Source organism: Mesorhizobium sp. 43Arga (assembly GCF_053714255.1).
In genome coordinates this window covers 1,109,392-1,132,334 of record NZ_JBSKBO010000002.1, presented here as the reverse complement: position 1 = coordinate 1,132,334, position 22,943 = coordinate 1,109,392, and the positions used below count along the sequence as shown (strand labels likewise).

The 22,943-nt window shown below is 60.8% G+C and carries 21 protein-coding genes and 3 pseudogenes; 13 read left to right on the top strand and 11 right to left on the bottom strand.

The window, feature by feature from the left end; genetic code table 11:
* The first annotated feature begins 32 nt into the window (after nucleotides 1–32).
* The 6 genes and pseudogenes from ACWGS8_RS12075 to ACWGS8_RS12050 all read left to right on the top strand — a co-directional run bounded on the left by ACWGS8_RS12075 (nucleotide 33) and on the right by ACWGS8_RS12050 (nucleotide 8,037).
* Nucleotides 33–803, top strand: coding sequence for an alpha/beta fold hydrolase (locus ACWGS8_RS12075; protein WP_454581133.1), 771 nt, complete (start codon nucleotides 33–35; stop codon nucleotides 801–803).
* A gap of 137 nt (nucleotides 804–940) precedes the next feature.
* A complete protein-coding gene (locus tag ACWGS8_RS12070; RefSeq protein ID WP_454581132.1) occupies nucleotides 941–1,753 on the top strand; it encodes a YoaK family protein in 813 nt (270 codons plus the stop codon).
* 160 nt (nucleotides 1,754–1,913) lie between these two features.
* Nucleotides 1,914–2,756, top strand: a complete 843-nt coding sequence (locus ACWGS8_RS12065; protein ID WP_454581131.1) for an alpha/beta fold hydrolase — start codon at nucleotides 1,914–1,916, stop codon at nucleotides 2,754–2,756.
* 745 nt (nucleotides 2,757–3,501) lie between these two features.
* Entirely contained in the window at nucleotides 3,502–4,926 is a 1,425-nt protein-coding gene (gene fumC / locus ACWGS8_RS12060) for a class II fumarate hydratase (RefSeq protein WP_454581130.1), read from the top strand.
* Between the two features lie 27 nt (nucleotides 4,927–4,953).
* Nucleotides 4,954–6,612, top strand: a pseudogene (locus ACWGS8_RS12055) (NAD-dependent malic enzyme); the annotation flags it as partial.
* Nucleotides 6,613–7,320: 708 nt separating this feature from the next.
* Complete coding sequence (locus tag ACWGS8_RS12050) at nucleotides 7,321–8,037, top strand: pentapeptide repeat-containing protein (protein WP_454581129.1); 717 nt, start codon at nucleotides 7,321–7,323, stop codon at nucleotides 8,035–8,037.
* A gap of 171 nt (nucleotides 8,038–8,208) precedes the next feature.
* On the opposite strand, the gene ACWGS8_RS12045 is transcribed toward ACWGS8_RS12050, so the two are convergent.
* Together ACWGS8_RS12045 and ACWGS8_RS12040 are read right to left on the bottom strand one after the other, a co-directional pair.
* Complete coding sequence (locus ACWGS8_RS12045; RefSeq protein WP_454581128.1) at nucleotides 8,209–8,988, bottom strand: ATP-binding cassette domain-containing protein; 780 nt, start codon at nucleotides 8,986–8,988, stop codon at nucleotides 8,209–8,211.
* Nucleotides 8,966–9,789, bottom strand: a pseudogene (locus ACWGS8_RS12040) (ABC transporter permease). The gene ACWGS8_RS12045 and the pseudogene ACWGS8_RS12040 overlap by 23 nt, the downstream one beginning before the upstream one ends.
* A 337-nt stretch (nucleotides 9,790–10,126) precedes the next feature.
* On the opposite strand from ACWGS8_RS12040, the gene ACWGS8_RS12035 reads away from it, so the two are divergent.
* The 4 genes from ACWGS8_RS12035 to ACWGS8_RS12020 are packed head-to-tail and all read left to right on the top strand — an operon-like array spanning nucleotide 10,127 to nucleotide 12,989.
* Nucleotides 10,127–11,008, top strand: a complete 882-nt coding sequence (locus ACWGS8_RS12035) for a metal ABC transporter solute-binding protein, Zn/Mn family (protein WP_454581127.1) — start codon at nucleotides 10,127–10,129, stop codon at nucleotides 11,006–11,008.
* Nucleotides 11,005–11,799 carry a metal ABC transporter ATP-binding protein gene (locus ACWGS8_RS12030; protein WP_454581126.1) on the top strand — a complete coding sequence of 265 codons (795 nt, stop codon included), beginning with the start codon at nucleotides 11,005–11,007 and terminating at the stop codon, nucleotides 11,797–11,799. Before ACWGS8_RS12035 ends, ACWGS8_RS12030 begins: the two co-directional genes overlap by 4 nt.
* Nucleotides 11,783–12,592, top strand: coding sequence for a metal ABC transporter permease (locus ACWGS8_RS12025; protein WP_454581125.1), 810 nt, complete (start codon nucleotides 11,783–11,785; stop codon nucleotides 12,590–12,592). The genes ACWGS8_RS12030 and ACWGS8_RS12025 overlap by 17 nt, the downstream gene beginning before the upstream one ends.
* Entirely contained in the window at nucleotides 12,579–12,989 is a 411-nt protein-coding gene (locus ACWGS8_RS12020; protein WP_454581124.1) for a Fur family transcriptional regulator, read from the top strand. The genes ACWGS8_RS12025 and ACWGS8_RS12020 overlap by 14 nt, the downstream gene beginning before the upstream one ends.
* A gap of 19 nt (nucleotides 12,990–13,008) precedes the next feature.
* On the opposite strand, the gene ACWGS8_RS12015 is transcribed toward ACWGS8_RS12020, so the two are convergent.
* From ACWGS8_RS12015 to ACWGS8_RS11975, 9 genes and pseudogenes are all read right to left on the bottom strand, one after another.
* On the bottom strand, nucleotides 13,009–13,794 hold the full coding sequence (locus tag ACWGS8_RS12015; RefSeq protein ID WP_454581123.1) for a hypothetical protein: 786 nt from the start codon (nucleotides 13,792–13,794) through the stop codon (nucleotides 13,009–13,011).
* Nucleotides 13,784–14,494: a HupE/UreJ family protein gene (locus ACWGS8_RS12010; RefSeq protein ID WP_454581122.1), complete on the bottom strand. Its 711-nt coding sequence runs from the start codon at nucleotides 14,492–14,494 to the stop codon at nucleotides 13,784–13,786. The genes ACWGS8_RS12015 and ACWGS8_RS12010 overlap by 11 nt, the downstream gene beginning before the upstream one ends.
* A gap of 260 nt (nucleotides 14,495–14,754) precedes the next feature.
* On the bottom strand, nucleotides 14,755–15,438 hold the full coding sequence (locus ACWGS8_RS12005; protein ID WP_454581121.1) for a hypothetical protein: 684 nt from the start codon (nucleotides 15,436–15,438) through the stop codon (nucleotides 14,755–14,757).
* Between the two features lie 66 nt (nucleotides 15,439–15,504).
* On the bottom strand, nucleotides 15,505–17,235 hold the full coding sequence (locus ACWGS8_RS12000; RefSeq protein ID WP_454581120.1) for a DUF1963 domain-containing protein: 1,731 nt from the start codon (nucleotides 17,233–17,235) through the stop codon (nucleotides 15,505–15,507).
* Between the two features lie 578 nt (nucleotides 17,236–17,813).
* Nucleotides 17,814–18,086 (bottom strand): annotated as a pseudogene (locus ACWGS8_RS11995) (aldo/keto reductase); the annotation flags it as partial.
* Nucleotides 18,087–18,158: 72 nt separating this feature from the next.
* Nucleotides 18,159–18,668: an Hsp20/alpha crystallin family protein gene (locus tag ACWGS8_RS11990; RefSeq protein WP_454581119.1), complete on the bottom strand. Its 510-nt coding sequence runs from the start codon at nucleotides 18,666–18,668 to the stop codon at nucleotides 18,159–18,161.
* 93 nt (nucleotides 18,669–18,761) lie between these two features.
* Nucleotides 18,762–19,244, bottom strand: a complete 483-nt coding sequence (locus ACWGS8_RS11985) for an Hsp20 family protein (RefSeq protein ID WP_454581118.1) — start codon at nucleotides 19,242–19,244, stop codon at nucleotides 18,762–18,764.
* 248 nt (nucleotides 19,245–19,492) lie between these two features.
* Nucleotides 19,493–19,771 carry an usg protein gene (locus tag ACWGS8_RS11980; RefSeq protein WP_454581117.1) on the bottom strand — a complete coding sequence of 93 codons (279 nt, stop codon included), beginning with the start codon at nucleotides 19,769–19,771 and terminating at the stop codon, nucleotides 19,493–19,495.
* A gap of 23 nt (nucleotides 19,772–19,794) precedes the next feature.
* Nucleotides 19,795–20,136: a hypothetical protein gene (locus ACWGS8_RS11975; protein ID WP_454581116.1), complete on the bottom strand. Its 342-nt coding sequence runs from the start codon at nucleotides 20,134–20,136 to the stop codon at nucleotides 19,795–19,797.
* A gap of 336 nt (nucleotides 20,137–20,472) precedes the next feature.
* Here ACWGS8_RS11975 and ACWGS8_RS11970 point away from each other — a divergent pair, with 336 nt between their 5' ends.
* From ACWGS8_RS11970 to ACWGS8_RS11960, 3 genes are all read left to right on the top strand, one after another.
* Entirely contained in the window at nucleotides 20,473–20,787 is a 315-nt protein-coding gene (locus ACWGS8_RS11970) for a co-chaperone GroES (protein ID WP_454581115.1), read from the top strand.
* Nucleotides 20,788–20,848: 61 nt separating this feature from the next.
* Nucleotides 20,849–22,477 carry a chaperonin GroEL gene (gene groL / locus ACWGS8_RS11965; protein WP_454581114.1) on the top strand — a complete coding sequence of 543 codons (1,629 nt, stop codon included), beginning with the start codon at nucleotides 20,849–20,851 and terminating at the stop codon, nucleotides 22,475–22,477.
* 66 nt (nucleotides 22,478–22,543) lie between these two features.
* Nucleotides 22,544–22,759, top strand: a complete 216-nt coding sequence (locus ACWGS8_RS11960) for a hypothetical protein (RefSeq protein ID WP_454581113.1) — start codon at nucleotides 22,544–22,546, stop codon at nucleotides 22,757–22,759.
* Nucleotides 22,760–22,943 lie beyond the last annotated feature (184 nt).

Here is a 22,943-nt window from a genome sequence, read left to right as displayed (position 1 = left end):
GAAGAAACTCCGACTGCGAAGGAGACGGTCACATGAACAGGCGTACATTTGTCGGTTTGACGGCTGCGTCCGCAGCGAACTCCCTTCTGCCGCGCGCAACTGTCGCCCAAGCCGCGCCCAAGGCGAGAAATGTGGTGCTGGTCCACGGTCTTTTCGCCGATGGCTCGTGCTGGTCCGAAGTCATCCCACGATTGCAGGCCACGGGGCTCAACGTGATCGCGGTGCAAAACCCCCTGACGACACTCCCCGAAGCTGTGGGAGCTGCGATGCGTGTGCTCGAACGACAGGATGGCCCGACGGTTCTGGCCGGCCACTCATTTTCCGGGTTGATCGTCACGGAAGCCGGCGTGCACCCAAACGTGTCCGCGCTCGTTTATGTTGCCGCGCGAGCACCGGATGCGGGCGAGGACTATACACTCTTGGCCAAGCGATTTCCTACTCCGCCAGCGTCAGCCGGGATCATATTCGATGGCGACGAAGGGCGTCTAAGTGAAGAGGCCTTCCTGAAAGACTTCGCGCAAGATCTGCCTGAGGCCAAGGCGAGGGCGCTCTACGCGGTGCAATGGCCCTTCCACAAAGAACTGCTCTCCGGCAAGACAGCCCACGCTGCATGGCGGTCGAAGCCGAGCTGGTACGCCGTGTCAACCGAGGATCGAACCATCAATCCCGATCTCGAGCGCTTCATGGCAAAGCGAATGGGGGCAAAGACGATTGAGGTCCAGTCGAGTCATGTCTCGCTGATTTCGCACCCTGAGACGATCGCAAACCTCATTCTCGAGGCTGCAGGTCAGCAGAAATCGTAGCGATAGAGGACTGCGCCTCCATTGGTAAGGGCAGAACAGCACGCGGACAATGAGCCTAGGTTTCTCCGCTTCCAGGACGATCATAGACGGTCTCTGCGGCGGATAACTCCGGACTGCAGTCATAGGAGCTTTCGAACATGTCAAGCCCGACTAGAAACCCAGCCACGATCGAAGTCGCACCGGATATTGTGAACGACGCGCAGTCCCGCGCAGAAGTCCGACTGCCGCCGTTGCTCAGTGTCATTGCCGGCATGGTAGATCTGACCGGATTCTACAACTTGGGACATATCTTCACCGCCCATGTTACCGGCAATCTTGTTGTGGCCGCCGGCGCGGCGGTGCACGGTGGTCCGTTCAATCGGGCGCAGTTGCTAGCCATTCCCGTCTACATGCTGGCCGTAGCCGCCACTTGGTTGATAGCCAAGGTTTCGCATCGCGATGGCACGAGCCTGGCCCGGCTGCTGCTCGTCGTTCAGAGTGTTCTTCTCGCCGGGCTTTTGATCTTTTGCGTCACCACCAAGCCGTCCGACGATCCGTTCGGAGTGGCGGCCGGCGTTGCCGTCCTAATCGCGGTCTCGGCAATGGCCTGTCAGTTTGCTTTGCTTCGCCTGGCTTTGCCGCATGCGGGCTCGACGGCCGTGATGACGGGCAATGTGACCAATTTTGTGCTGTCGCTGATGGATCTATTGTCGAAAGGGCGCGCCTCCCCACCGGCCGACGCCAATCGCGTCAAGAAATCCTTGAACTTGCTTGTGGGCTTTCTGTTTGGGTGCGTGGTGGCGGCTGTCGTTGTTCCAGTGCTGCGCGATTGGACATGGACCTTGCCGGCGGTGCTGTCCGGCGTGGCTATTGCTTTTTGTCCGTCGCCAAGTGGATCAACACAGGCAGGCGGTGCGGTGACGGACGAGCCAATCCGGCGGGCACCTGAAAGGGATCAGTGCCTAGACTGAGGTCAACCATCGCTTCGTCCTGATCACCCGGCAAACAGGAATTGGAAAGAACCTCGCGCCGCCAAGTCCTCGTGGCGGGCGCGACTGTTTCGCTCGCGCTGGCCGTGCCGGCCTTCGCGACGAAAAATCCAGCCCTAACCAGAGCAAAGGAACTCATGCCATGACCCATAGCTTCGTCACAACCAAAGACGGCGTTGAAATCTTTTACAAGGATTGGGGTCCTAAAGGTGCCCAGCCGATCATGTTCCATCACGGATGGCCGCTGTCGTCGGACGACTGGGACGGCCAGATGCTGTTCTTCGCCAACCACGGTTTTCGCGTTATCGCTCACGACCGCCGCGGCCATGGGCGTTCCGCCCAGGTCTCCGATGGTCACGATATGGACCACTATGCCGCCGATGCCTCGGCGGTGGTCGAGTCTCTGGACCTGAGGAATGCGGTTCACATCGGCCATTCCACCGGTGGCGGTGAAGTGGCGCGCTATGTTGCCAAGTTCGGTCAGCCACAGGGTCGCGTCGCCAAGGCTGTCCTCGTGAGCGCCGTTCCGCCTCTTATGCTGAAGACGGAATCCAATCCGGGCGGCCTGCCGATCGAAGTCTTCGACGGAATTCGCAAGGCGCTGGCAGATAACCGGGCGCAACTGTTTGTCGATTTTCCCTCTGGCCCGTTCTATGGCTTCAACCGGCCGGACGCGAAAGTCTATCCGGGGGTGGTCCAGCATTGGTGGCATCAGGGCATGATGGGCAGTGCGAAGGCGCACTACGAGGGCATTAAGGCTTTCTCGGAAACCGACCAGACCGAGGATCTGAAAAAGATCACCGTGCCAACGCTGGTCATGCATGGCGACGATGACCAGGTCGTGCCAATCGACGATTCGGCCAAGCTATCGGTCAAACTTCTCAAGAACGGCACTCTGAAGATCTACAAGGGTTACCCACACGGTATGCTGACCACGCATGCGGACGTCATCAACCCCGACTTGCTGGCTTTCATCAAGGGCTGAAAGGTTCGCGTTCATCCATAGGCCAAGAGCCCGACGCGACATGTCGATCAGGAACAGCGGAACGGCTGCTTTCCACCTGCAATACCTGACTGCCTTCCGCTGTTCCTGGCACCGACATTTATCCTATCACCATTCGATATTCGACGGTGTCCGATGCATCCGATGCCGTTTACCTGAGCAGCACGAAAAGCATCGGCGCGACGGACGTCGCATCGTCGCGCTCGACCATCGACAGCCCGTCGCCGGCCGCGGTCGAGGGATCTGTGGCAGTTGATCGCAAAATCGGCCGGTACGGTCGACACGCAGCCTCCAAGCGGCAAGCTTGCCCAGCTTGGAACCTCTCCTAAAGCGAAGACAGAACCCTGAGCCGATCACGAAACGTCGCCGGAACGCGAAGGGCGGTCATCGCAATTTGCTGGCTACATTCGACGACTATCCGCGCCGCATTCGCAGCGCCGTAGCGGCATTCCACGGCTGCAATCGCGAACCCTTCGAGATTATCACAAAGCGCCCTTACCACGGCTTTCGCGGCATGCGGGTGCCGTCGAGATGACCGGCGCGAGCGCCAGTTCTGCCAACTGCTCAAGCTTGGCTTTTTCAGTACGGCCTGAACTTCAACTCCTTACAATATCATACAACGCATAACGGGCTCTTTCTGCGAGCCGCGCCTACAAAGGTTGCCGTATCAGAGGCAACCATACCGGCATCGCCTGTGCCGGGCCTCGCCAACGCCCGGAGAAGTCACATGGCCAATACGAGAAATGAAACCGATAGCCTCGGCGTCGTCGAGGTGCCTGCAGACAAGCTGTGGGGCGCTCAAACGCAGCGGTCCCTCGAACACTTCAGCATAGGAACGGACCTGATCCCCCGGGAGATGATCACCGCCTATGCGACGCTGAAGAAGGCAGCGGCCATAGCCAATCATGACAGCAAACGGCTCGATGATCAGTGCTACGAATTGATCGTGCAGACCTGCGACGAAATCCTGAACGGTCAGCACCGTGACATGTTCCCCTTACACGTCTGGATGACGGGGAGCGGCACTCAGTTCAACATGAACGTCAACGAAGTGATCTCCAATCGGTGCTGCCAGCTCGCAGGCACGTCGCTCGGCAGCCACAAGCCGGTCCATCCGAACGATCACGTCAACATGGCGCAGTCTTCGAACGACTCGTTTCCGTCGGCGATGTATATCGCGGCCGCCGTCAACGTGAAGGCGCGCCTGATCCCCGCCGTCGCAGCGCTGCGCGACGCTATTGCTGTGAAGGCGCAAGAGTGGAAAGACATCGTCAAGATCGGGCGCACCCACATGCAGGACGCTACCCCGCTCACCCTGGGCCAGGAATGGTCCGGTTATGCGGGAATGTTATCGGACGATCTCGACCGGATCGAATCGGCGCTGCGTGGCGTATACCGCCTGGCCTTGGGCGGCACTGCTGTTGGAACGGGCATCAATTCGGCGCCGGGCTTTGCCGAAGCAGCGGCGGCCGAGATCGCAAAGCTAACCGGCCTGCCTTTCGTTACCGCACCCAACAAGTTCACGGTGCAGGGCGCACATGATGCGCTCGTCCAACTCTCCGGAACGCTGCGCACCTTGGCCGTGTCGCTTTACAAGATCGCCAATGACGTTCGTCTGATGTCGTGCGGCCCGCGCGCCGGATTTGCCGAGTTGAGCATTCCAGAGAACGAACCGGGTTCTTCCATCATGCCGGGCAAAGTCAATCCAACGCAGTGCGAAGCACTGGCGATGATCGCCGTTCAGGTCATGGCCAATGACGTGGGAGTCGGATTCGGCGGCGCCGGCGGATATCTGGAAATGAACGTCTACAAACCGCTGATGATTTTCAACGTCACCAACTCGATCACAATCCTGACCGACGGCTGCGTGAATTTCCGGAAGTTCCTGGTCGAGGGAACCAAACCCAATCTCAAGAAGATCAACGAATACGTGGAGCGCTCGCTCATGCTCGTGACCGCGCTGGCGCCCGTCATTGGCTACGACAAGGCGTCTAAGATCGCTCACTACGCCATGGACAATGATCTCACGTTGAAGGTCGCGGCATTGAAACTGGGCTTCGTCACCGAAGCCGAATTCGATCGCATCGTCGATCCAAAGAAGATGGTGGAGCCTTACGTCGCAGGGCCATCCACACGAGCAGACGCAGCCTGAGCATCTAGAGCCAGTTCAAACAAACAGGAGAATGAAATGACTGCCAGCAAACGCGGAATCGACCTGATTTGGGATCCCTCGCTCAACAAATCGACAGCCTTCACCGACGCTGAAAAGCAGGCATTCGGAATCGTTGGATTGGTTCCGGACGTCACCGAGACCGAGGACGTGCAACTGAAGCGTGTCATGATGCAACTCGGTCACAAGACGACCGACCTGGAACGCTACATCTATCTGGTCAATCTGCTCGACCATAACGAGAGATTATTCTATCGGACTGTCATGTCCGATCCGGCTCGGTTCCTGCCGATCGTCTACGACCCGACCATCGGCGAAGTGTGCCTCAAGTTCGGCCACATCTATCGGCAAACGCGCGGTATGTATCTTTCGATAAGTCGCCGCGGCAAGGTCAAGGAGATTTTGCGGAACTGGCCGCAGAAGGACGTCCGGTTCATCTGCGTTACCGATGGCGGTCGCATCCTTGGCCTTGGAGATCTCGGCGCAAACGGCGCTGGTATCCCGATCGGCAAGCTGCAGCTATATACGGCCTGCGCGGGTGTTCCGCCGCAATACCTCATGCCGATGTATCTCGACGCCGGCACCAACAACGAGCAATATCTGCACGACCCCTTGTACTTGGGCATGCGCAAGTCGCGCCCGTCGACCGAGGAGCTCTTTTCCTTCGTCGACGAGTTCGTCGAGGCGGTCCAGGAAGTGTTCCCGAGGTGCTGCATCCATTTTGAGGACTGGACCGGTGTCGACGCCGTCCATCTGCTTCAGCGGTATCGCGACAACTACTGCGTCTACAATGACGATGTGCAGGGCACGGCCGGTATCACGCTTGCCGGTATGATCAACGCAGCCAAACTCAAGGGCACCGAGTTGAAGGACGAGAAGTACCTCTTCCTTGGTGCCGGATCGGCAGGCGTTGGTCTTGCCAACCTGCTGTGTTCCGCGCTCGTTCAGCAGGGCATGACGCTGGAACAGGCGCAGTCGCGCGTGCACATGTTCGACATCAACGGCCTGCTGGAGTCGACTCGCACGGACTTGGTCGACTTCCAGAAGCCCTATGCCCACAAGCATGCGCCGACGCGCGATTTTGTGGCTGCGATCGAGAGCATCAAGCCGTCGACGATAATTGGCGTCAGTACTGTCGGTGGCGCTTTCACGCAGCAGGTCATCGAGACAATGTCCCGGATCAACGAACGCCCGGTCGTGCTTGCTCTTTCAAATCCGACGGAGAAGGCCGAGTGCACGCCTGAGCAGGCCTATACCTGGTCAAAGGGCAAGGCGATCTATGCAGCTGGCGTCCAGTTTCCGCCGGTCCATTACAATGGTCAGATGTTCCTGCCCGGCCAGGCCAATAACTTCTACATCTTCCCGGCGGTCGGCATGGCTATCTTTGCGACACAGGCGTCGCGCGTCACCGACGAGATGTTCATCGAGGCGGCAAGCGCGGTCGCGGATCAGGTGCCGTCCGATTTGCTGAAGCAAGGCCGCCTGTACCCGCCGCAGTCGGATATTCTGGAGGCCGAGATCCAAACGGCGGCGCGCGTGGCCAAGTTGGTGTTCGATTCCGGACTGGCGCGCGTGAAGGAGCCTACCGACATGGTTTCGTTCATTCGGAGCCACGTCTACAAGCCGGAATATCCGGTGGAAACGTTAGTCGCTGCAAAAGTCGCATAGTCGCCTTTCTGACGTCGCCGAGGTCCTCGTTCTTAGAGGAGACGGGACTCGGCGAAGGCAGAATGCCCAACGAATTGATGGCTAGGTATTCGCCGTCGCTCTAACAGCAGGACGAACCGAACATGGCTTTGTGGCTCACCTTTGGCATTACCCAAACAGCGCTCGCCAAATTGACTCAAACGTCGTGCCACCTCTTAATCTTCCTCCCCGACTGCCCGGCCGACCATCGCCGGGCCTTTCTTTCTTTGGGCTCGGCGGGTCCGGCAATATCAGCATCATACGAGATCATACGAAGGAAATGGGTTGGCGAACCAGCCGCGATTTCCTGCCGAAAATGATTACCCTCAGCGACTAAAATAACCGTTACCAATCAACGGGTTATGAAGCAGTTCGCCAAAGTCGATTCAAGAGCCAATCCAGCCACTCGCCCATCCTCGCGCAAACCGCTCCGGAAATCACCGTGTGGGCTTTACACGGTAGTGAAGAAACCAGCTGACTGGGGGAGAAGGCAGCGGGTTGACTTCGTGAGCTTAGTCCGCGCCACCGCTTTGGAGAAGTAGATAAACGATGCCTAATAAAGTATCGGCTGCAATGCCGAGCCGCAATTGTGCAGAAATCCGTCAAATGTGACGGCGGTCGTCACCGTGGCTCGAGTGTCGGCAGATGTGGTAAGGTTGATTGTCGGCGAGTAGGAGAGATCCAGAAACAATGACCTTGAGACGAACCAGAGCCTACGTCACATCCGGCTTGGTTCTAGCGGTTTGCAATGTATTTGCCTGGCAGAACGCCACTGCCGCTCAAAATTGCGACGCAGCCGCGACGCCTGGCGTCAATTGGCAGGACTGTGACAAAAAGCTTCTCATCCTAAAAGGACAGGACCTGAGCGGGGCGAACATGATCGGTGTTGATTTCACTTCGACCGACCTCAGGAACAGCAATCTCCTTGCGGCAAATTTTGAGAAGGCAACGCTTGTGCGTGCTTCCCTAGCCGACTCGACCGCCAAAGGCGCCCGGTTCGACAAAATCGAGGCCTACAGGACCGACTTCAGCCATATGGACGCGCAGGGCGCTGTGTTTACGAACGCGGAACTGCAGCGCTCGAATTTCCAGGACGCCAATCTGACCAATGTTGATTTCACAAAGGCGGAATTGGGCCGAGCGCAGTTCCATGACGCCAATATCAGTGGCAGCCGCTTTTCGTTTGCCAATCTCGCGCGGGCGGACTTCCGAGGAGCGACGTTCACTGAGGCGATAGACTTTGACGGCGCTTTTCTCTTTCTGACCCGTGTCGAGGGCCTCGATCTTTCCAAATCGGCGGGTCTGTCCCAATGGCAGCTCAACATGGCTTGCGGAGACGCCCGGACCGAGTTGCCTTCTGGCTTGACCAGACCTGAGGATTGGCCCTGTCAATTCCAGCAGGAATAGTAGTCGGCAAGCGAACTGCGGTAATGCTGCCGGAGAGCCAACCGGCGTGAAGTGACGCGAGATAACGTCATCACCAACGGACCGATGGCGGCGGCGACCCCTAACGCACTCGAGGGTTTCGACAGTTTGCCTAACAGTTGCGACGAGGTTTGGGCGGTCATTCAATTTGCCTCATTCGGTAGCTCTGCTCGCCTCATCAAACTTGCCCGCCATCAGCTTCATCAGTTGGGTTTCTGTTAGATTCGACCTATTGAATGTTCCGAGTAGCCGGCCCAGAAACAATATTACGAACGTATCTCCGATCGAATAGGCATGCTGGACGTTGTGCGTGATCAGGATCACGCCGGTTCCTGCCTCTTTCGCCCTTTGTACATAGCCGAGCACGATTTCGGCCTGCCTCACACCTAGGGCCGAAGTCGGTTCATCGAGAATGAGGATGCGAGCGCCGAAATGGACGGCTCGCGCGATCGCGACACATTGACGTTGACCACCTGAGAGTGAGTTGATCGGCCTACGCACCGCGGCGGAGCTGATGCCGAGATCGCGCAAAGCGTCCTCAGTTGTTGCGATCGCTCTGCGAGAATCGAATCGCCGGAACGGCCCCCAGCCGATCTTCGGCTCTCGGCCGAGAAAGAAATTGCGATACACGGGCATCATGGGCACCATTGCGAGGTCCTGGAAGACTGTTGCGATGCCCCTGTCGAGCGCGTCAGTGGGCGAATCCAGACGGACATCGATACCGGATACACGCACACTGCCCTTGTCGGGCTTCTCCACGCCACTCAAAATTTGGATCAGTGTGGACTTGCCGGCTCCGTTGTCACCGAGCAGACAGACGACTTCGCCAGGCCGGACGGAAAGAGTCACGTCCTCCAACGCCGAAACATTCTGATAGAATTTTGAGACGCAGATGGCCTCAAGGTAGGGTTCATTGTTTATGAGCCGCCCCATCCGGTTTCATCGCCTTCAATCGCGTGTAGTTATTGATGAGCACCGCTAGCAGCAGCATGAAACCAAGAAACGTCATGAACCACACGTCGGGCAGCGGAGTGAAGAAAAAGCCTTGGTCGACCATGCCGAAGAGAAGCGCACCGAAGAGGGATCCGATCGGCGACCCATAGCCGCCAGTCAGGAGAGCACCACCGATAACCGCCGCCGCCACTACCTCGAATTCGCGTCCCACCGCTGCGTTGGCATCGCTCTGGTTAATGGCAAGCATGTCCACGCGGCCACCAATGTCGCCGAAACCGCAACTGCTACACAAAGCAGGATTTTGACCTTTTTAACCGGAATCCCCAACCGCACAGCTGCCCCGTAGTTTCCGCCCGTCGCGTAGATCCAATTGCCGAAGGCGGTCTGCTCTAGAACCCAGGCCGCTAGCATCGCAATAAGGATCCACCAGACGAGGGAAATCGAGAAGGGGCCTATCGAGGACGCGAACAAAATAGCCAAAGGATCGCCAACCGTGGCATCCCGGACGCCATCCACCGTGCTAGTCCCGACCAACATGCGCAGGCCTCCCTGCGCAAAGCCACGCAGGATAAACAGCATTGCGAGTGTTATGATGAAGGACGGCAATTTGGTCTTCACGACGAGCAAGCCGTTAACCGTTCCAACGACTGTCGCCGCGACTAGGGCGACGGGGACGGCCGCCGAAAGCGGCCAACCGCTGTGAACCGTCAGATAGCCCATGATCGCTTCACTTGCCGCCACCATCGATCCAACAGAAAGGTCGAACTCGCCCGCAACCATCAATAGTGTTGCTGGCGCGGCCAAAATGCCGATCTCTGCCCCGACTTCCAGGTAATTGCGCGTCATGGGCAGTGTGAGGAACCCTGCCTCGCCCGTGAAAACAGCGAAGAAGACAAAGACGATGATCGTCCCAACGACGGCGGTCAATTCGGGGCGCGCAAGCACCGACACGATGCTGCCCCTCGCATTCATGTTGCGTAGGCCTTCACTGGGTTGTGTGTTGGTGAGCCGTGAAGCGGCGCGTCCGGCCATATTTTTAACACAAACCCCACATCAGTAGCGTTATACCATTACAAGGTCAGAGTTCCCCTGAATCATGGTCCAAGGAGGTCAAAAGATGCGTTCCGTTCCCTTTCTGGCCGCGCTGCTGGTCGCGGCGCCGCTGCTGACCGGCACCACTGCCCGGGCTGAAGACAAGCTCAACATCGTGGCGGCCGAGAATTTCTATGGCGACCTCGCTCGTCAGATCGGCGGCAGCCATGTGGCGGTGACCAGTATCCTGTCCAATCCCGACGACGATCCGCATCTCTTCGAGACCAGCCCGTCCACGGCGCGCACCATCGCGGACGCCAAGATCATCATCTACAACGGCGCGGACTACGATCCTTGGATGGACAAGCTGCTCTCGGCCTCGGCCAAGTCGGACCGCACGACCATCGTCGCCGCCGATCTGATCGGCAGGAAGTCGGGCGACAATCCGCATCTGTGGTACGATCCAGCCACGCTTCCGGCCGTCGCCAAGGAACTCACCACCGATCTGTCGAAGCGCGATCCCGCCAATGCCGCGCATTACGAGGCCAATCTGAAGAAATTCCAGTCGTCGCTGGATGCGATCGACAAGGAGATCGCCGACGTCAAGAAAGCCTACGCCGGCACCGAGGTGACCGCCACCGAGCCGGTGTTCGGCTATATGGCGGAAGCCCTCGGCCTCAAGATGCTGAACTACGACTTTCAGGTGGCATTGATGAACGATGCCGAGCCAAGTCCCACCCAGGTGGCGGCGTTCGAGAAAAGCTTGAAGGATGGTTCAGCCAAGATCCTGTTCTACAATTCGCAGGTGACCGACGAGGCGACGACCCGGCTTCTCGACATCGCCAAGCAAAACAAGGTTACCGTCATTGGCGTTACCGAGACCGAGCCTGCCGGCAAGACGATCCAGTCGTGGTTCGGCGGCCAGATCGATGCTGTCCAGAAGGCGCTTGCAGCCCGCACGCAATGAGCGCCGTCGCATTCGACCGGGTCACGCTGACCTACGGGGGACGCCGGGTTCTTTCCGACGTCTCCTTTTCGATTCCGCAAGGCGCATTTGTCGGCCTTCTCGGCGCAAACGGCGCCGGCAAGACAACGATGCTGCGCGCGATCCTCGGCCTCATCAGGCCGGCTGGCGGCGCCATCTCGGTGCTTGGCCGGCCGGCGACGCGCGGCAATTCCTCGATCGGGTACATGCCGCAAGCGCGACGCGCGCTGACCCATATGGGGATCAGCGGCCTGGACTTGGTGCTCACCGCGGCGGGCGGGCATCGCTGGGGCTGGCCCGTGGCTTCCGCTGCCGAGAAGGAAGCCGCCTGGAAGGCGCTCGAGGAGGTCGGCGCAGCCGACCTTGCTCGGCGTCCGCTGGCCGAACTTTCCGGTGGCGAGCGCCAGCGCATCCTGATCGCCCAGGCGCTGATAGGAGACCCGCGACTCCTGCTGCTCGACGAACCGCTGATCAGCCTCGATGCAGCGCATCAGCGCACCATCATCGATCTGGTGCATGAGGTCGGGAAACGGCTCGGCATCGCCGTGCTGTTCTGCTCGCATGAGATCAACCCGCTGCTGCGCGCCGTCGACCGCGTGCTTTATCTCGGCAACGGCAAGGCCGCGATCGGCGGTGTCGACGAGGTCATCAACGGGCCGGTGCTGTCGAGACTCTATGGCACGCAGATCAATGTCGTGCGGGTCGCCGGGCGCATCTTCGTCATGGCCGATGATGTCGAACTGGAAAGCGGGGCGCATGTCCACGATCTTTGACTATGAATTCATGCGCAATGCGTTCTATGCCTGCACAATCGTCGGTATCGTCGCCGGCGCGGTCGGCTACTTCCTCGTCCTCAGGGGTCAGACCTTCGCCGGCCACGCGCTCGCCCATGTCGGGTTCCCCGGCGCCACCGGCGCCGGCCTGATCGGCTTGTCGCCGTTCTTCGGCCTGACCGTGTTCACCGTCATCGCCGGCATCGGCATCGGCCTGCTCGGCGAGCGCGCGCATCGCGACGTTGCCATCGGTATCGTTCTGACGCTGTCGCTTGGCCTCGGTCTGCTGTTTTTGCATTTCTACACCGCCTTCGCCTCGCAGGCGACGAATGTGCTGTTCGGCAATGTGCTTGGCATCAGCCTTCGCACCGTAGTCGTGCTTGCCATATTGGCGGTCGCCATCCTTGCCGCCTTGGTGACGATCGCCCGGCCGCTGCTCTTCGCCAGCCTGCAGCCGGAACTCGCCGAAGCAAGGGGGGTGCCGCTCAACCTCGTCTCGACCCTGTTCATGATCCTCGTCGCCGTCGCCACGGCGGAAGCGGTGCAGATCGTCGGCGTGCTGCTCGTCTTCGCGCTGATGGTGGCCCCCGCGGCAACCGCGCTGCGGCTGACGCGTGGCGTGCTCGCCGGCATCACGGTCTCGATCGCGCTTGCCGTCTTCATTGCCTGGGTCAGCCTGTCGTTCGCCTTCCTGACCGACTGGCCGACAAGCTTCTGGATTACGGCATTGGGTGCCGCGGCCTATCTGATAAGCGGCATGGCGCAACGCTCGCTGGCCAATGGCACTCCCTGAACTCACCAGGAACCAGAAGCTGGTACTGGAGGCCATTTCCCGGGCCGGCAAGCCGGTGAGCGCGTACGACATCCTCGATGACGTCAGGCCACATGGCATCCGCTCGCCGGTGCAGGTTTACCGAGCCGTCGAAAAGCTGGTTCAGAATGGCGCGGTCCACAAGGTAGAGAGCCTGAATGCTTTCGTGCTGTGCGCTGGCCCGCATGCCCATCGCCGGGGAACAGCGATCCTGGCAGTCTGCGAGCGATGCGGACGGGTCACGGAGTTTTGCGACGATGTCGTCGATCTCAGGTTGGCCGAGTGGGCGAGACGGCAAAATTTCCAGATCGGAGCGGCAAACCTCGAACTCAGCGGTCTGTGCCCGAATTGTCTAGCCAAGCAGACTGAGGCTTCTTGAAAAATGAACTCAGGATTCCTCAGGGAAGGGAGGGCCGTGCAGCGTTCCGTGAACGCTCGCCTTGCCGATTGACTCCCGGAAACGGTGTTTCAAAGCGTTTTGCTCCGCCTTCGGTCAACGGTGGCAGCGAGGGCAGTGGCGCAAGCACCGGAGGCTTGGCGGCAACTGCCGCGCCCCCAAGAAGAAGGCCAATCGCAATCAGCCAACTGCCAAGGATTCGCGCGGCAATCGGAAACCAGCCATGCCAGAAAGCGCGCCCGCTGAGGCCAATGGCGGCCATGATCCACAAGGCGATAAGCGTGGCGATGATCGAAATTGCAGGATCATGCAAGGTGGGGTCGGTCAGTGTCGTGGCAACACCGAGCATCGCGCCGATCAGCATGGCGGCAACGGGAAGAATCCATAGTCTTGCGCGGGCAGGCAGGATCAACAGCAGGCCGGCCGCAAGCGCCGAAACCGGCCCGGTCAGGAAAAGATGCGTCGTCACGCCAGGGACGTCCGCCATGAGGGCGAGATACCGATCCCGAAAGAGCATCCCGAGCACGACGCCCAGGAGAAATGTTGCCAGTGCAACAACGGCGTGGCGTCCGCGTGCCAGAGCAATCGCCATACCCAGTCCGGCAAGCGGCATGACCCGTTCCGCGGAAAGGCCACTGTTGAGGATCCACCATGTCGTCACCGACCGTTCAGATCGCGTCTCCAATACGAGAGCGCAGATCGCGGCAACCCCGAGGAACGCCAGCAGGGGGCCGGACCAGCGCAGAGCCCCGGGGGTCGTTCGCTCAGTGCCTTTCTCAAGCGACAAGGAAATAGACGCCTCCAACCGCGATCAGCCCGCCCAGCGCTTGCGATAGTCGCCCGCCGAACGGCTTGCCCAGAACAAGCCCGACGCCAATGCCAAGAAGATGGATCAAGCCGGTGGCGATGACAAACCCGATTGCGTAGTCGGCCGGGTCGGCTGCGTTCGGAAGCTCCGCGCCATGGGCATATCCATGACAGATCGCAAACACCGCAATCAACAGCAAGGCCATCCATTCTGCCGGCCGCCAGGCGCACGCAATGGCCAGCCCCAAGGCGATGATGGAAAGCGCGATGCCGATTTCCACCCCGGGCAGCGGAACTCTCACAATGCCAGCAACACCGCCTGCAACCATGATCAGCGGAAAGGCAACCGGCAGCGTCCATATTGATCGTCCGCCGATCTGAGCACCCCACAAGCCGACGGCAAACATCGCTAGAAAATGATCGGGGCCGGTCAAGGGATGTTCGAATCCGCTGCCGAACCCTCCTGTCCCAGACTGAACTATGTGAGCCTGGACCGCCGTTGGCATGAATATCAGTACAAAACTGACGGCCGAGAGGTAGCCGAAGACCCGGCCCGGCTCAAAGGCATCGGGTTGCCTAAGTTCCGGTTGACGCGCCGCCATGATCTCCGGACTGCGAAACTTGGATGAGAACCGAGCAAGGCCGAATGAACGCGCAAGGGCGTGAGCACCGACTGTCATTGGAAACTCCACATAGGATGAGTTCACGCCTCTGCGAACTGCCTGGCTATTGCGGCGGCAGAGTGCCGAATAGGCTGTTAGGGGCAATTACGCAAAAGGCCCAGCCCTAGCCAGCTTTGAAACGCGCCGATCCCGAACAGGAGCAGCGCCGGCGGTTGCGGTGAGCGTACGCCGACACATCTTTAGATACATGTCGAAGGTCTTAGGGAAGATCAGTGCGCTCGGCACGGCGGTAATGGCAGCGGCTGCGATCTCGCTTGTCACCGAAGCAGGCGCGAAGGCGCTGAAGCTGCCGGCGACCGCGCTTGCTCCGCAGTTCCGGCCAGACGGGCCCCCCGACGACTCGCCTGTGCCGAGACGGCGGCAGGAGGCGGGCCCTCATCCGAAGTCGTGGGCTCCGCGACATCCGCCATACCAGTCTTGGGGTCGATCGTTATCAGGGCGGTGCTTGCGCGGCCGGGCTCGCTACCCGTCAAAGCCGGAATGCACAACCGGCCATCAGCGGTCTCTGCCAGCTGCTGGCCGTAGAAACGGAAGTTCAGGTCGAAGCGGAATTGATTCTCGAACCGGCCTGTCTCGGTCTCGATGATCGACAATTCGGGCCAGCAGCGCCAGCCCGGCTTGTACGGCTCTCCTTCGCTGCCGTTCGCAGGCACGTACAGCCATCGCCCGTCCCGCGTCGAAAGCGGCATGCCTCGCCCGAGTCTTGGGAACTCGTGCTTTGCGATGATGTGCTGCCGCGAAAGATCGAACAGCACCAGCGTTCGCTGCTCGCCCCCATTGGTGCGTGAACCGGTGAGCGCCCACGCGCGATTGGCTTGAGCCGGATCGCCGATAAGGGCGGCTGCGTCGATGAATCCACCGGTCGGTGACGATCCACCTGGCTCTTCCTTCGGTGAACTGAAGCGCAGGCCCTCGCTGACCCATTCTACGCTGAATGCCATCTAACCCCGCCCGTTATCGCCGGCTGTCCAGCGGGCCGACCAGCGCCCGCGGGAGACACCCTCGCTTCAGTGGCTCTCGAAGGTGAGCACGGTGTTCTCGAAGCGCCGCGCCGCTAGGTCGGCCGGACGGATCCAGTATTGCGCCGCGCCGGCGTCGCCCATGTGCCAGCCGAGCGCATTGTCCCAGCGAAGCTGGAGCAGAAGGATGTGCTCGGGCGCCATCAACTCGGCCACGTCCTGGATGGCGACGCCGCGGCCCAGCATCTGGTGCTGTGCGTATGAGCCGTTCTTGCTGAAGTCTGGATCGCGCAGCACGCTGTGCTGGTAGCGGAGCGCCTCGACGACAGCGTCGGGCACCTGCGCGATCCCGTCCGGATCGGCGAGCGCGCTTTCGGCGCCTTCGACCGCCGCCCTCGCGATCCAGTCGTTCAGCACCATAGGCAGGCGCTTGTGTATATAGTGGCGCTCGAGCACACCTTCCGGCAGCGCGCCGGCGCGCAATTCCTCGAGTAGCGCAAGGAGGTCGGTCCGCTGGTTCTCGTCGAGCGCCTTGCCACGCTGGGCCTCTCCGGTCGTTGCCAGCTGAAAAATCCGCCAGCGGTCCTTTTCGAATTGCGCGTAGCGTTCGAGCAGGGCGGAGAGCCGCGACCCCTCCGGGTCCTCGAACCTCGCCGGCAGGGTGTCGAGCCGAGCCTTGATCCCGATGATCTCCTCCTTGATGTATGACTTCAGGTAACCCAGCAGGACCTCCGCCGTCCGACGGTTGGTCGGAAAACCCTCGAACGGGATCCAGAGCCGGTCCGTGGGCTTGTCGTGCGCGGAGAGCGCGTCGTTCCAGGAGACCGGCGCGCCGTGAAACGCGACGAGCTGCTGGCGGCGGCGCTGCTTGGCGACCTCCCAAGGGAAGCCGTCGCCGGCATCCGGATCGTCTTCCTCCACCTCGGCGACGTCCTCCAACCAGCCGAGCTCGATCTCGATGCGCGGATAGAAGCGTGGATAGACCTTCTCCGGCTTGTCGTGCCAGGTCAGCCAGGGATAGCGGTAGCGGGCATTCTCGGCGCCGTCGATCGGCTCCAGAAATCCGGGATTGTGCTGAGGACCCCAGTCCTTGCGGGCCTTGCCTTCGATGTAGCGGACGACGAAGTGGCTCGCATCGCCGTCGAAATTGCCCGACATCGGCGCGAAGAAATAAAGATAGCCGTGCGCGGGAAGCAGCGAGCGAGCCGGCCCGTCGGGCAGCGCGCCGAGGTCGACTTGGCCCATGAAGGTGAGCGGCTCGAGCAGCCCCTTGCGGTTGTGGATCATCGGCCAGTCCAGATCGTCGGGCGCCAGCGGCACGCCGCCGAAAAAGCTCATCGAGCGCTGCGGGTGGCGCGGCGGGAAGACGTGGCGGATGGCAAGGCAGGCCCGCGAGGCGAGGGCGATCGCCGCGCGGTCGGCATCGCTGGTGGGCGGTGCCTTGCGCTCGACATGCGCGCGGATCTTCGCCCTGTGGGCATCGTCGGAGCGTTTGGCCTGCGCCTGGGACTCCGCCGCCATCTTTGCGGCGACGTCGCCGCCGGCAGCCTTGGCGCGCCGGCGAGCGAGGTCCGCGGCAGGGCGAGCCTGTCCGGCCGCGCGGGCATTCTCGCGGGAATCCGCCACCTTGCGTTTCGCTCGAGCTTTGCGCAGTCTGCGGCGAGCCTGAAGAAACGCCAGGCCGATCCCTACTATCGGGATGAGAAGCAGGAGCGTTCGGCGCAGGAGAAGCGGCTCGATCATCGCGCCGTTCCATGTCTCGACGCCGGCCAGCAACATTATCATCGCGAATACCGCGACTAACAACGTGGCGACGAAGGTAAGGATAGCATCGAGCATTTGTGTCCCGCCACGAGCTGTCGCGTCGAAAGTGACCCCGCACCGAAGATCGTATGGCTGCGACGTCAAGTCCAGCCTGTCGCACTCGACCGGATTCGTTGCCGCCCACCGGGGGTGGTCATGTTACGACCATGCCTCCACCCAACCTGATGTCTGCTCTTTAAGATTAGGAGACCGAAGCTGTCGGACTGTTGTTGGCCCCAAACCAGTCGCGTTCATACCAGGTCAACAAAGCAATCAGTGCCGCTTTCTTGGGAGGTGAGGGCTGACACCAATTGGATTGAAATTAGCCCTCCTCCTAGTCCTTAGGTTCGCCGGACCATACGAGAGAATACGATGGAAATGGGTTGGCGAACCATCCGCTAACGTATTGATTTCCAGTAGAAAACGATGTCCCTCCGGGCACACCATTATCGTTGTTTGTCAATGGTTTATAGGGTGGTTCGCCAACAGGTTCGCCAAGGATCGGCTTGCACGTACCAGACGCACGACTCGATCCATACCCTGGACGCCTTGCCTCAGTCAGGGCCAGGAAGCGGCGCGGCCGGATTGACGAGGCCGGCTTTGCGTTTCTCCAGCCAGAAATCTTCTGGAATCGGTTCATCGAAGGCCGCGCGATCCTCGGCGATCCGTCCCGGTTTGCTCGCGCCCGGGATGACCGCCGCTACCGCCGGATTGGCAAGGGCAAATTGCAGGCCTGCTGCCTTCATGCTCACGCCGTGACGATCGGCGACCGCCTTGATCCTCGCCACCCTGTCCAGGATCGCCGGCGTTGCAGGGGCATATTCATATCGAAACATTGGCAAGTAACGAAAAGCAGCCGCCCGGGGAGCGTGTCGGCCGTCCCCCGGGCGGGTTGCTGGTCAGTTCTTGATTTCTGTGCGTCTGGCCTGCGACTGCGCTTTCGCAGTCTTGGGAAGAACCACGGTCAGGATGCCGTTTCTGAAGCGAGCATCGACGTTGTCCTTCTCAACGTCATACCCCAGAGGAATCCAACGCTCGAAGCGGCCGTAGTAGCGCTCCGAGAACTGCCGGTCCTTGTCCTCGGATTCTGAACGCTTTTCGCCCCGCAGCGTCAATACACCATCCTCAAGCAGGACCTCGATGTCCTTTTCGTCCAGGCCGGGAACTTCGGCCGTAACCTCGATCTGCTTCTCGTTGTCGGAAATCTCGACGCTCGGCCATGTTCCACCCAACGAAGCCGCCCTGCTGAAGGACGGCAGGCGCCCATCGAAATCGCGGAAAACGTCGTCGAACAGCCGGTTAACTTCGCGGTGCAGCGACAGGAACGGGTCGCGCCCGCCGTCGCGGAACAGGCTTGGGACGCGACGACTCTCTTCGCGCCCCCAAGGGATAAGATCACGTACACTCATCGTGGTTCTCCTTTCGACAATTCTTCTTGTTCGTCCCAGGCAATCTCGCCGGCCGATATTGGGCGCTCGGCGGGCAAGCTCCCGTTCCGAAAGTTAGGCAACCTGCTTCTCGACCGTAGCCCTGTTGGCCTTGGTCTGGATCCGGGGCCCGCTTTCAGCTGAGCCGATCTCTATCCGGCGCGGCTTCATCTCCTCGGGAAGTTCGCGCTGGAGATCGACAGTCAACATGCCGTTGACAAGGCTGGCCGCGGTGACCTTCACATGGTCGGCCAGTTCGAACCGGCGCTCGAACGGTCGCCCCGCGATGCCGCGGTGTAGATACTGCGCATTTTCGTCCCCAACCCTCTCGCCGCAGACGACAAGCATGTTGGGCTCGTGGATAATGCTGAGTTCATCCTGGGCGAATCCCGCCACCGCCATGGTGATGCGATAGGCATCCTCGCCGGTCCTGGCGATGTCGTAAGGCGGCCAATTGTCGACGCTTGGCGTGCGGCTCGCATTCTCAAGCAGATCGAAGACGCGGTCGAAGCCGATGCTCGACCGATAGAGGGGGGAAAAGTCGAAAGCGGTTCTCATAGCCATATCCTCCTTGCCTTGAGCAACATGGTACGAGGGGCGCCAAGGATGCGGCGCTCCCTGACCTGCCGGCCCGTTAGGGCGCCGGCGAAATCGATCTGGGAATTCTCTTTCGCCGCGTCAAGAGGCCGTCTTGGAACGTTCTTCTGATTGGACAAGCACAGCCGTGGCCCGGGACGCGGGTTCGGAACTGGCCGACCTGCCCGATCGAGGTCCGGCCAGTGTCGCCCGGCAGCCCGAGACCGCCTTCAGTGGATGGCTATAAGGCCGTCGACGATGCTCCATTCCGAGGGTTTGATGAGGCGGTGGTGGGCGACGCGCACAGAGTGGAGCGCGCCCTCCAATTCGCGCTCCCAGTAGCCGAGAAAGCCTTTCAACTCTGGAAAGTGCGGCGCCAGGTCGTATTCCTGCCAGACGTAGAGCTGAAGCAGGCTCGGGTGGTCGGGAAGATGGTAGTGGATTTCGGCAGTGGTCAGGCCGTAGCCTTTCATCTGCAGGCGGAATTCCCTGCTAACCGCAGTGGCCATATGGCTCTCCTTGGCTTGCGACATTAGGCGTCCACGTGATCAGGCGTGTGCCTATGGCCGCTCTCAGTCGGGATCGGGCGGTTTGCGTCGTCCAACCTGCAAAGAGCATCCATGATCTGATCGAAGGAGACCGGCTGCTCGGCTCCCGGCGGCCGGCGCAGCGCCGGAACGGATTCCACCGCGCAGGCGTCCGAGGCCCAGGACGAGAGGATCGCCCGCTTCTCCTGAATGTCGAGCGTACCGTCCTTCAGGACGTCGTCTGGATGCGTGAAATGGCTCGCCGGCGACAACAAACGGTCGAGCGCGAGGTCGGATGTTTCGGGAACAAGAGAAGGGATGATCGGCTTGGGGTCGTGTCGGTCCATCGTGGTCCTCCGTCTTTCCAAAAAGCTCCTTTGTGCAGGCTTCAGATTCACGCCATCGCCAGCGGCGAGGCTCGGATAATTTCGTTCGTTCGTCAGGAAAATTCAAGCGGGAATGCGCGGCTTCAATCCAATTAACCGTATGTTTTCATGGCGCTAGCACTCGACTTGCGGGAGTGCCGAAAAATTCTGCCGAACCTCTTGAAACCGAAAAGTCGCAAAACTAAGTCGATGTGCGCTCGATGCCCGCGAGGGGTCGCGGCACCCCGCACCGGTCCGATATTGCCGGTTCGGTGCGGAGGAACCTCAAAAAATCTGTTTGTCCAGAAGGAGAACGATATGACGTTCCGTCCATTGCATGACCGTATCCTGGTCCGCCGCATCGAGGCCGATGAAAAAACGGCCGGCGGCATCATCATTCCCGACACCGCCAAGGAGAAGCCACAGGAAGGCGAGGTCATCGCCGTCGGGCCTGGTGCGCGCGATGAGAGCGGCAAGCTTGCGGCTCTCGACGTAAGAGTCGGAGACCGCGTGCTTTTCGGCAAGTGGTCCGGCACCGAGATCAAGCTGAACGGCGAGGATCTGCTCATCATGAAGGAAAGCGATGTGATGGGCGTGATCGAGCAGGCCGCGACGCTGAAGAAAGCCGCCTGACCGGAGCCTCGACCGAACCCCAACCCAGTCAATGAAAGCTGCCTAGACAAGGAGTGATCTAATGGCTGCCAAGGAAGTCAAATTCCATTCCGACGCCCGCGAGCGCATGCTGCGCGGCGTCAACATCCTCGCCGACGCTGTGAAGGTGACGCTCGGCCCGAAGGGCCGCAACGTCGTCATCGACAAGTCGTTCGGCGCCCCGCGCATCACCAAGGACGGCGTCACCGTCGCCAAGGAGATTGAGCTCGAGGACAAGTTCGAGAACATGGGCGCCCAAATGGTCCGCGAGGTCGCTTCGAAGACCAACGACCTCGCGGGCGACGGCACCACGACGGCCACCGTGCTTGCCCAGGCGATCGTTCGCGAGGGCGCCAAGGCGGTCGCCTCGGGCATGAATCCGATGGATCTCAAACGCGGCATCGACAGAGCGGTGGATGCGATCGTCGCCGAACTCAAGGTCAACGCCCGCAAGATCACCAGAAACGACGAGATCGCACAGGTCGGCACCATCTCGGCCAATGGCGATGCCGAGATCGGCCGCTTCCTGGCGGAAGCCATGGAAAAGGTCGGCAACGAAGGCGTCATCACCGTCGAGGAAGCCAAGACCGCCGAGACCGAACTGGAAGTCGTCGAAGGCATGCAGTTCGACCGCGGCTACCTCTCGCCCTACTTCATCACCAACCAGGACAAGATGCGCGTCGAGCTCGACGAGCCCTATGTGCTGATCCATGAGAAGAAGCTCGGCAACCTCCAAGCGCTGCTTCCCGTGCTCGAGGCCGTGGTCCAGTCCGGCAAGCCGCTGCTGATCATCGCCGAGGATGTCGAGGGCGAGGCTCTGGCGACGCTGGTGGTCAACAAGCTGCGCGGCGGGCTGAAGGTCGCCGCCGTCAAGGCTCCGGGCTTCGGCGACCGCCGCAAGGCCATGCTGGAGGACATCGCCATCCTCACCGGCGGCACGGCCATCAGCGAGGATCTCGGTATCAAGCTGGAGCACGTCACGCTGGAGATGCTCGGCCGCGCCAAGAAGGTCGCGATCGAAAAGGAGAACACCACCATCGTCGACGGCGCCGGCAAGAAAGAGGAGATCCAGGGCCGCGTTACGCAGATCAAGGCGCAGATCGAGGAGACCACCTCCGACTATGACCGCGAGAAGCTGCAGGAGCGGCTGGCCAAGCTCGCCGGCGGCGTCGCGGTGATCCGCGTCGGCGGCGCCACGGAAGTCGAGGTCAAGGAGAAGAAGGACCGCGTCGACGATGCGCTGCACGCGACGCGCGCGGCGGTCGAGGAAGGCATACTGCCGGGCGGCGGTGTTGCCTTGCTCAGGGCGGCCAAGGCCCTCGACGCTGTTGCTGTCGACAATCCCGACCAGAGATACGGCGTCGACATCGTCCGGCGCGCGATCGAGGCTCCGGCGCGCCAGATTGCCGAGAATGCCGGAGCGGAAGGCTCGATCATCGTCGGAAAACTGCGCGAGAAGACCGACTTCGCCTTTGGCTGGAATGCCCAGACCGGCGAGTATGGCGATCTCTACAGCCAGGGCGTCATCGATCCCGCCAAGGTGGTGCGCACCGCGCTGCAGGATGCGGCTTCGGTCGCAGGACTGCTTGTCACCACCGAGGCGATGGTGGCCGAAAAGCCGAAGAAAGAAGCCGCCCCGTCCATGCCGACCGGCGCCGGCATGGACTTCTGAGACGCCGGCGGGAGCCCGCTCCCGGCAACGGGAGCGGGCATTTCACCACGAACGATGAGAGGCCCTATGGAGACGATGAGCGGAGATGGCTGGATTCCTTCGCCCACGCATGCCGCAAGCGAATTCCTCGCCTACGAAACCGAATGCCGCGCCGCCCTGAAGCCGATGCTGACAGGCTTGCTGGAAAAGGCCGAGTCCGCGGGCTGGAACCGGAGGACGGTCGCCTCGACGTTGATGTTCCTGGCGGCGCAGCATGTGTCTGCGGCGTCGGAAACCCCGTAGGCGATGACCAGGAAACGGGTCGGTGAGATCGGCGTTGGCTCCTTGTTGATAACGTAAACTCGGGGTGTGATCGGCTATTGGCTCGATCACACCCCAGACTCCAAACGTCGCGCAGGAGCGTTCGAGCGCAAAGGCAGTGGTTGGTGCGATCAAAGGTCAGGGCTCGCGGCTGATCCTCGATGAA

Excerpts from the sequence above, each read along its gene's own strand:
- ACWGS8_RS11985 (WP_454581118.1), bottom strand. The coding sequence starts at position 19,244 with ATGAGAACCGCTTTCGACTTTTCCCCCCTCTATCGGTCGAGCATCGGC.
- ACWGS8_RS12050 (WP_454581129.1), top strand. The coding sequence starts at position 7,321 with ATGACCTTGAGACGAACCAGAGCCTACGTCACATCCGGCTTGGTTCTA.
- ACWGS8_RS11990 (WP_454581119.1), bottom strand. The coding sequence starts at position 18,668 with ATGAGTGTACGTGATCTTATCCCTTGGGGGCGCGAAGAGAGTCGTCGC.
- ACWGS8_RS12070 (WP_454581132.1), top strand. The coding sequence starts at position 941 with ATGTCAAGCCCGACTAGAAACCCAGCCACGATCGAAGTCGCACCGGAT.
- ACWGS8_RS12025 (WP_454581125.1), top strand. The coding sequence starts at position 11,783 with ATGTCCACGATCTTTGACTATGAATTCATGCGCAATGCGTTCTATGCC.
- ACWGS8_RS11960 (WP_454581113.1), top strand. The coding sequence starts at position 22,544 with ATGGAGACGATGAGCGGAGATGGCTGGATTCCTTCGCCCACGCATGCC.
- ACWGS8_RS12035 (WP_454581127.1), top strand. The coding sequence starts at position 10,127 with ATGCGTTCCGTTCCCTTTCTGGCCGCGCTGCTGGTCGCGGCGCCGCTG.
- groL (WP_454581114.1), top strand. The coding sequence starts at position 20,849 with ATGGCTGCCAAGGAAGTCAAATTCCATTCCGACGCCCGCGAGCGCATG.
- fumC (WP_454581130.1), top strand. The coding sequence starts at position 3,502 with ATGGCCAATACGAGAAATGAAACCGATAGCCTCGGCGTCGTCGAGGTG.
- ACWGS8_RS12045 (WP_454581128.1), bottom strand. The coding sequence starts at position 8,988 with ATGGGGCGGCTCATAAACAATGAACCCTACCTTGAGGCCATCTGCGTC.
- ACWGS8_RS12010 (WP_454581122.1), bottom strand. The coding sequence starts at position 14,494 with ATGACAGTCGGTGCTCACGCCCTTGCGCGTTCATTCGGCCTTGCTCGG.
- ACWGS8_RS12020 (WP_454581124.1), top strand. The coding sequence starts at position 12,579 with ATGGCACTCCCTGAACTCACCAGGAACCAGAAGCTGGTACTGGAGGCC.
- ACWGS8_RS12005 (WP_454581121.1), bottom strand. The coding sequence starts at position 15,438 with ATGGCATTCAGCGTAGAATGGGTCAGCGAGGGCCTGCGCTTCAGTTCA.
- ACWGS8_RS12000 (WP_454581120.1), bottom strand. The coding sequence starts at position 17,235 with ATGTTGCTGGCCGGCGTCGAGACATGGAACGGCGCGATGATCGAGCCG.
- ACWGS8_RS11970 (WP_454581115.1), top strand. The coding sequence starts at position 20,473 with ATGACGTTCCGTCCATTGCATGACCGTATCCTGGTCCGCCGCATCGAG.
- ACWGS8_RS12075 (WP_454581133.1), top strand. The coding sequence starts at position 33 with ATGAACAGGCGTACATTTGTCGGTTTGACGGCTGCGTCCGCAGCGAAC.
- ACWGS8_RS11975 (WP_454581116.1), bottom strand. The coding sequence starts at position 20,136 with ATGGACCGACACGACCCCAAGCCGATCATCCCTTCTCTTGTTCCCGAA.
- ACWGS8_RS12065 (WP_454581131.1), top strand. The coding sequence starts at position 1,914 with ATGACCCATAGCTTCGTCACAACCAAAGACGGCGTTGAAATCTTTTAC.
- ACWGS8_RS11980 (WP_454581117.1), bottom strand. The coding sequence starts at position 19,771 with ATGGCCACTGCGGTTAGCAGGGAATTCCGCCTGCAGATGAAAGGCTAC.
- ACWGS8_RS12030 (WP_454581126.1), top strand. The coding sequence starts at position 11,005 with ATGAGCGCCGTCGCATTCGACCGGGTCACGCTGACCTACGGGGGACGC.